This is a genomic window from Levilactobacillus sp. LN180102, assembly GCF_050106635.1.
Classification (GTDB): Bacteria; Bacillota; Bacilli; order Lactobacillales; family Lactobacillaceae; genus Levilactobacillus; species Levilactobacillus brevis.
In genome coordinates, this window is record NZ_JBNIIX010000008.1 from 104,077 (window position 1) to 112,295 (window position 8,219).

6 protein-coding genes and 1 pseudogene are annotated in these 8,219 nt (G+C 46.4%); all 7 read left to right on the forward strand.

The window, feature by feature from the left end:
* Positions 1-16: 16 nt before the first annotated feature.
* Positions 17-1,873: a cell wall metabolism sensor histidine kinase WalK gene (gene walK / locus ACP4IT_RS06595; RefSeq protein ID WP_015473005.1), complete on the forward strand. Its 1,857-nt coding sequence runs from the start codon at positions 17-19 to the stop codon at positions 1,871-1,873.
* Positions 1,860-3,161, forward strand: a complete 1,302-nt coding sequence (locus ACP4IT_RS06600; RefSeq protein ID WP_021741328.1) for a YycH family regulatory protein — start codon at positions 1,860-1,862, stop codon at positions 3,159-3,161. The genes walK and ACP4IT_RS06600 overlap by 14 nt, the downstream gene beginning before the upstream one ends.
* Before the next feature lie 22 nt (positions 3,162-3,183).
* Positions 3,184-4,038: a two-component system regulatory protein YycI gene (locus ACP4IT_RS06605; protein WP_011666846.1), complete on the forward strand. Its 855-nt coding sequence runs from the start codon at positions 3,184-3,186 to the stop codon at positions 4,036-4,038.
* A 145-nt stretch (positions 4,039-4,183) separates the two neighbouring features.
* Positions 4,184-5,011 (forward strand): MBL fold metallo-hydrolase, encoded by an 828-nt coding sequence (locus ACP4IT_RS06610; RefSeq protein WP_011666847.1) that lies wholly within the window; start codon positions 4,184-4,186, stop codon positions 5,009-5,011.
* A 149-nt stretch (positions 5,012-5,160) separates the two neighbouring features.
* A complete protein-coding gene (locus tag ACP4IT_RS06615) occupies positions 5,161-6,504 on the forward strand; it encodes a S1C family serine protease (protein WP_156646746.1) in 1,344 nt (447 codons plus the stop codon).
* Between the two features lie 536 nt (positions 6,505-7,040).
* Positions 7,041-7,520: a 23S rRNA (pseudouridine(1915)-N(3))-methyltransferase RlmH gene (rlmH, locus tag ACP4IT_RS06620; protein ID WP_011666849.1), complete on the forward strand. Its 480-nt coding sequence runs from the start codon at positions 7,041-7,043 to the stop codon at positions 7,518-7,520.
* Positions 7,521-7,590: 70 nt separating this feature from the next.
* Positions 7,591-8,219: pseudogene (locus tag ACP4IT_RS06625) on the forward strand (DUF2971 domain-containing protein); the annotation flags it as partial.

Consider the following 8,219-nt stretch of genomic DNA (forward strand, 5'->3'; position numbering starts at 1 on the left):
AGGAGTATGTGACTTCGTGAATAGTAAAATTAGATGGTTTCAGTCGATTCATTTTAAGATTGCGTTGGTCTTTGCGCTACTCCTCCTGTTAACGCTGGAGATCGTTGGTGCCGTCTTTGTCCGGCAGTTGGAACGGCAAAATTTAAATACGTTTAAGGCCCAACAGGTCGTCCAAACGCATATTGTCAACCGCTTGTCAGATGAGTTGTCGATGAGTGGAATGACCAAAAGTAATAAGCAAATTAAATCGACGCTGTCGGAAATCAACAACACTAATAATGCGCAGATCCGCGTCATTGATAATAAAGGGATTATCCGCGGAACTAACGAAGTGGATAACCAGGGAATTGTTGGTCAAAAAACCACCGACAATAATATTAAGAATGCCATTTATAATAACCGAGACGTGGTGCGGACAACCTATAGCTCTCAGAGCAATAGCCGTTACTATACCACCATTACGCGCTTAATTCGCACCCAGGGCAATAACAGCGAATTAGTCGGGGTTATTTACATGCGGTCGAGTTTAGACTCCGTTTACCAAAATATTAACCAGATTACTTTGATCTATGTCTCGGCGACCTTCGTGGCCATCATTTTGGGACTGGTCATGGCGATCATTATTTCCCGGGCAATTACCCGACCGATTGATGAAATGAAGAAGCAAACGCTGCGGATCGCTCGCGGCGACTACTCAGGGCACGTGCACGTTTATGGTAATGATGAATTGGGTCAGTTGGCTAGTGCGGTTAATAACCTGTCAGTCCGGGTGGAAGAAGCCCAGGAGTCTACGGAATCTGAGCGGCGACGGTTGGACTCCGTTATGGCCCACATGACGGACGGCGTGATTGCGACCGACCGCCGGGGGAACGTGACGATTATTAATGAAACGGCTAGCAGCTTTTTGGATCATGAGCCGGACGATGCAGTGGGCAAGTCCATCTTGGATTTATTGGATATTCGGGATGACTATACGCTCCGCGAGCTGTTGGAAGATCCAGATGACTTGGTCTTGGACTTTTCAACCAAAGAACACGATCTGATCTTGCAAGCCTACTTCTCGCTTATTCAACGGGAATCCGGATTTATTTCTGGGTTGGTCTGTGTGCTACATGATGTCACGGAACAGCAGAAGATCGACCAAGATCGGCGTGAGTTCGTGTCAAACGTGTCTCATGAGTTGCGAACGCCATTAACCAGTGTGCGGTCTTACATTGAAGCCTTGTCAGAAGGTGCTTGGAAAGACCCTAAGGTGGCACCAGACTTCTTAAAGGTGACACAGGAAGAAACGGACCGGATGATCCGGATGATCAATGACCTTTTGACCTTGTCACGGATGGATTCCGGAACGCAAAAGGTTGATCTGGAAATGGTCAACCTAAACGAGTTGTTTAACTACGTGCTGGATCGCTTTGACATGATGTTAAAACAAGATGACCAGCCGGAAAAAACGTATACCATCAAACGAGACTTCACGAAGCGCGATCTCTGGGTGGAAATTGACACCGACCGCTTCACACAAGTCTTGGATAACCTAATGAATAATGCCATTAAGTATTCGCCAGACGGTGGGGTCGTGACGGCTCGCCTACTAGAGACCCATAACAACGTCATTTTAAGTGTCTCTGACCAAGGGTTGGGGATTCCACGGGCAGATATTCCGCGGATCTTTGATCGATTCTACCGGGTTGATAAGGCCCGTTCACGGGCACAAGGAGGAACTGGCTTGGGTCTTGCCATTTCGCGAGAAGTTGTGCAAATGTTAGGTGGCCGAATCTGGGTCGACAGTCGTGAAGGGCGCGGCTCGACGTTCTATATTTCCTTGCCTTATAAGCCATATGATGAGGAGGATCTCTGGGATGAAGATAACTAAAACCTTTTTGCCTCTGGGATTAACCCTTGCTGTGGCGGTGAGTGTGGCCTTGTCAGCGATGATTTGGACGAACCCGGCGCAGTATGAACGTAACCGACAACGCAGTTCGAATACCACGACGACTGAATTAAGTGCGCGCCCCCAAAAGGATGTGTACTTACCGACGCAGGTGGTTTATACGAACGCCAATGGGAATCAGGAATTGTTGAATAACCGTAAAGTGAGTTTGACCACGGAGATCAGAGAAGCCTTGTCGAAATGGGAACTGGGACGTGTGCGGACAGTTAACGTGTCATCAAAAGCGGCTTACATGAAGTTTTTGCAAACCAAGAGTAGTGTTTTGCTGTCCTATGCGGCGCCAATCAACGTGAAGATGTATAACACGGTCTTTGGCAGTCAGCTTAATCGTACGGCGACTAAGTTCTCACGGATCTTGGTACCGCTGACGGATACGGGAGATATTTACCTATTAAATGATCAGGATCACCGGGTTTACCGGGTGACGGTACGCAAGAGTCACACGCAGGCGCTTAAACAGATTTTGCAGGAGAATTTATTTCGGATTAATGTGAAACTGGATTGGCTGAACCAAACAGTTATGCCATACGTCACAAGTCAAGTGACCGTTCCATCCTATAGTTATTTGGTTAACCAGCAGTCGACCGATTACTTTACCACGCGTTTGTTAAATAGTGGAGAGTCGACCAACGTGTCAGCTAAGAAGAATAAAGATAGCACCACGTATAGTGATGGGGCATCGCGGCAAATGACCGTCTACAATAAGCGGGGGACCGCATTGTTTGAGGATTATAGCGCGATGCAAGCCTCATTGAGCTTTAGCCAGGCGTTGACGGCTGGTTACTCAGCGGTGAAGTCCATTGGGTTGCCGATGGAAAACTTACGTTACTATGGCTATGATACGGGCAAATCAACGGTGACTTACCGGAGCTTTGTCGAAGGGTTCCCCATCTTTAATCAAAGTGATTATGGGGCGGCTAGGATTCAGATGCTATCGCAAGGCGTTCGGCGGTATAATTTCTCACTGTATAGTTTACAAGTTCCAGTACCAACGGATAAAAAGTCCGCGACGTTGCCAGGGACCCAACAGGTCATTGACCAGCTAACAGCGGCAGGGTATAGTCAAAAGAAAATCAGCACGTTGCAGTTAGGGTATCAGTGGAAGACGTCGACGTCTTCTGACAAGGTGGTTAATTTAACGCCAACCTGGTACGTGTACTACGCCGGTAGCTGGAAGACGTATACCCAAATGCTAAAGACACAGGCATAATAGTAAAGGAGGGCGGTCCGGCATGGATTTTCGCCGCATTGAGTGGTTGTTTCTCGTTGCGTTCATTGTCATCGATATATTCTTGTTTGCCGCCTTCCAGCGTGATACGTCTGGTGAAACGGATACGTCATCGAACCGTTTTAGTAGTGATACCACCATTTTAAAGGAAATGCGGGCTGATAATATCTCCTTTAAGGCGCCTTCTAAAAAGAGTGGCGAGGGGTACTACATTTCAACGAGTAACGATAGCAGCATCAAGAGTAGCCTGACTAGTTTGAGTAATCAAACGGTGCGTTACCAAAGTGATGGGACCATTACGTCAACATTTAAGACACCGATTACCGGCGTGGATACACAGCATCCGGATAAGACCTTGGATACCGTGGTCAGCAACAGTACGCTGATTCTTAACGGGACGGACTATACGTATAATACCAAGCTTTCTAGTCATAATACGGTGGTCTATACGCAGGAAGTGGCGGATGGGCCGATCTATTCACGGTACGGTGAGATTCGCTTTAGCCTGACCAATGCGGGCACCGTGACCGGCTATACGCAAGGCTACTTGGCCAACGTCTCAACGTTGCGAGAAAAGACGGAAACCATCTCGGAACGTAAAGCGTTGATCTGGTTGTATCAGTATAATCAGATTCCCAACAATACCAAGGTGGTCTGGACGAAGTTGGCCTACACCCGTTATTTCAATTTAAAGAATAGTAGCGTTTATATTCCGACGTGGGTTATTGCGGTTAGGTCCAATAGTGGTAATAACGCGGGTGTCTTACAACTGAAGCACGTGAATGCCTTTACCGGGGCCATCTTATCCAATGATAGTAACGTAAAGACGGTTAGCGGCTCGACAACGACGAGTGAGTAACGAAAATGATGTGAAGAGGCTGCCGCGGGGTAGCCTTTTTTCATGAACTAAAAGCGCGTTAATTGCGAGATAACGAGATTAATATTAGTTACAAAGCGACTCAGATGCGGTATGATTACGGTATTGAAGTAAAGGAGCGGTCAATTTGGATTTGCGGACGAAAACAACAGTAGCCGATGACTTACGGATCAGTGTGTTATCGAGTGGGAGCACTGGTAATGTTTGCTACGTGGAGAGCCCTAACGAGCGCATTATGATTGATGCGGGCTTGAGTGGTAAAAAGATTGAGAAGTTAATGGGTGATATCGACCGCAAGATGGCAGACGTCAATGCCTTGTTGGTGACCCACGAACATAGCGATCACCGCCAAGCCGTTGGGATCTTAGCCCGGCGTTATGAGCAGTTGAATGTTTATGCTAATGAAGGGACTTGGGACGCCATGAGTTCCAAGATTGGCAAGGTAGATCTGGCACAAAAGCACTTATTTGCGCCGGATACCGTGCAGACCTTTGGCGATATTGATGTGGAAAGCTTTTCAGTTTCCCATGACGCGGCAGAACCGCAGTTCTACGCGATTCACTACCACGGCAAGACGTTTGTCATTTTGACGGACACCGGGTATGTTTCGGAACATGTGGAAGGTATCATTAGCGATGCGGATGCGTACTTGTTGGAGTGTAATCATGACGTGGAAATGTTGCGAATGGGGGAGTATTCCTGGCCCTTGAAGCAACGAATCCTGGGTGATAAGGGTCATCTGTCCAATGAAGAAGGGGCCGATACGCTGATGGATGTGCTGGGTAATCGCACCAAAAAGATTTATCTCGGTCATCGCAGTTTACACAATAATATGCAGTCCCTGTGTCATTTGACGGTGGCGTCAATGATGGAAAATCGAGATTTTGGCGTGGGCCATGACTTCCAATTGATTGATACCAATCCAGAAGAGGCAACGCCACTAGTCGCGTTATAAATTTTATGAAACTTTAGGACTTCAGCACTAAATCATCAAAAAAAATTCACACGCACCCGGTATGATAGGGGTATTAAAATAACGAAGCGGTTGAAGACCGGTTGGTTCGAACCGCTAAATGAGGAGGGTTCGCGCGCGAGCGCAATGTGATGGATAACAATAATAATCAATTTAATAACCAACAACATGATCATAATGAAGAAACCACACCAACTCCGGAACCACGGAAACGGCGGGGTGGCCTGACACTGATGAAAGTGGCAGTGACGGCGGCGGTCGCTGGACTCTTAGGCGGCGGGGTTGCGTACGGCGGTATCAACTACTTTAATAATAGTGGGATGAATGATACGGCGGTGCCAGCCGGGAGTAACTCGACCGGGAACACCAAGACCTCTAACGTCAACGTCAATGTTTCGAGTCAATCAACCAAGGCCTTTAATAAGGTTAAGGGGGCCATGGTCTCGGTGATTAATTTACAGAAGGAAAATAGTAGTAGCGGGACGCTTGGCCAATTATTCGGCTCAAGCTCGAGCTCCAATTCATCGAAATCCAAGTCAGAGCTGGAAGAAGCTTCCGAAGGTTCTGGGGTGATTTATAAGAAGGACGGTAACGTGGCTTACATCGTGACGAACAATCACGTGGTTTCCGGCTCTTCAGCCTTACGAGTTGTGACGAGTTCCGGTAAACAACTGCAAGCGAAGTTGGTAGGTAAGGATTCCGTTACCGACTTGGCCGTCTTAAAGGTTAATGGTTCATCATTGAAGACCGTGGCGTCATTTGGGAACTCAGATAATATCAAGGTGGGTGAAACGGCCTTGGCAATTGGCTCACCACTGGGCAGCCAATACGCAACGTCATTGACGCAAGGGATCATCTCCGCCAAGAAGCGGACGATTGAGACGACTAATTCCTCGGGAACGCAAACCGGGAATGCAACGGTTATTCAGACGGATGCGGCGATTAACCCTGGGAACTCAGGGGGGGCTTTGATTAATGTCGGTGGCCAAGTAGTCGGCATTACCTCATCGAAGATCGCCAGTGATGCGGAAGGCACCAGCGTTGAAGGGATGGGCTTTGCCATTCCATCTAACGAAGTGGTCAATATCATCAATCAGCTGGTCAAGAACGGGAAGGTCGTGCGGCCAGCGTTAGGGATTACCTACGTTGACTTGGCGAACGTTTCTAGTGCGCAACAGAAATCGATCCTGAAGTTGCCATCTAATGTGGAAAACGGGGTCGTGGTGATGAGTGCTTCGGCGGGCTCACCAGCGAAGAAGGCCGGCTTGAGCAAGTACGATGTGATTACGGCGCTGGGCGGTCATCAGATTTCAGACCAATCCACGCTGCGAGATATTTTGTACAAGTATAAGCTGAACGATAAGGTCTCGATCACTTACTATCACAATGGTAAGAAGAAGACCAGCACCATTAAATTAACAGAAACCTCTTCTCAATTAAAGACTAGCTCGACGACGGCAACGTCAGAGAGTTAGGCGCTAAATGAAAGCGACCGTGGGAATTTCCCTGCGGGCGCTTTTTTAGTATGATAAACTGTTTAGTGAAAAGCCGAAACTTACGATGGTGTTGGCCGGAATGAAAGCGCCAGCTTGGCGGATAAGGCCGAACGAATCGGTATAAATTGGGAGCAGTAATTCAGGCGATAAAAAAAGTAGATACAAGGCTGTGGATAACTCGGGGAATAACTTTGACCATAAGATGGACGAAAAGTTATGAACAGGGTGAAACCGGGAATGGAACCGGTGCAAAAGTTATCCACAGGTATTGGGGATAACTGTGGATAATAAAAGTATTGATCGCTATTGTGGATGAAAATACTGTCACCGTAGGGTTTGTAAGCGGACAGAACGAACGCGCGTTTTGTCTGTGTCTTGTGGATAACTAAAAAATCATTGACATTTTAAGAAAAAATAAATGTAGTGGGTCGGGCCAATGAAACCACTATATCTAGGAAAACGGCTTATCCACCTGTGGATAACTTTGTGGATAAGCTGTGCATAGGAGGCTAATTATGAACATTAAATTTGTGGTTGTGGGTAAACTCAAGGAAAAGTATTTCAAACAGGGGATTGCGGAGTATGCCAAACGGCTGTCGCGTTTCTGTAAGTTTTCAATAGTGGAGGTGCCAGATGAAAAGGCGCCGGAGAATTTATCGCAAGCGGAAATGGATCGGGTAATGGCAGAGGAAGGGGAGCGAATACTGGCGAAGATCAAGGACCGCGAGTACGTGTATGCGCTGGCGATTTTGGGCAAGGAACGCTCGTCGGAGGCATTCGCCAAGGAAATTAAGGATTTAACCACGTATGGACACTCGGATATTACGTTCGTGATTGGTGGCTCGCTGGGGTTGACCCCAGCCGTCTTGAAACGTGCCGACACGCAGATTTCCTTTGGTAAGTTCACCCTGCCTCACCAGTTAATGCGGCTGGTGCTGACGGAGCAGGTGTATCGGGCGTTTATGATTAATGAGGGGAGTCCGTATCATAAGTGATGCGGTTTTTCAGGTAAGAATCACTGTGTAAAGTGTTACGGGAATCTGTATTACAAACATAGGTATAGGTATGGTTCTTCAAAAGTTTAGATTTACTGGAGGCGTAATTATCTTTCGACTAAGAAGTATAAATACGATTTTTCAATATAAAGAATTAGAAAAACAAAGTATATATTTTGCACCAGCGAATGCTGAAGATGATATGTATGAAGGTAAATACCCCATGTATTTTGAGGGGGATGACTCCTTGTGGCAATGTCTTTTTGCTATGCTATATAAGCATGTCTCACTCAATTTAGCAATTTGTGGTGAAGAATATGATAAATATATACCAGCGTTTGTTCCTGTAAAAACAGAGTTAACCAGTAGAAACTACGATTACGAAGGTGAAGAGCTTAAAGGATATTTGTCGTTAGGAACGATAGGTTCTCTGATAAAATTATTCGTAGCCTCGGGAAAAGTATATGAGAACCAGTTACGTAAGATTATTATTCAGTATGTACTTTTTCTAACAATTTATTACGAAAAACAATTTAGGGCTCATGTCGATGGTCAGATAGAATCTGAAAACAAAGAAAAACAAATGGTAAAAAAACTTGACGGTGTAAAAAAGATAATAGATGTATTTAAAGAATTGCCGGTCGATAAACCAGGCCTTACAAATATTTTGGCACAAGTCGCTAGAGATCCTTTGCATTA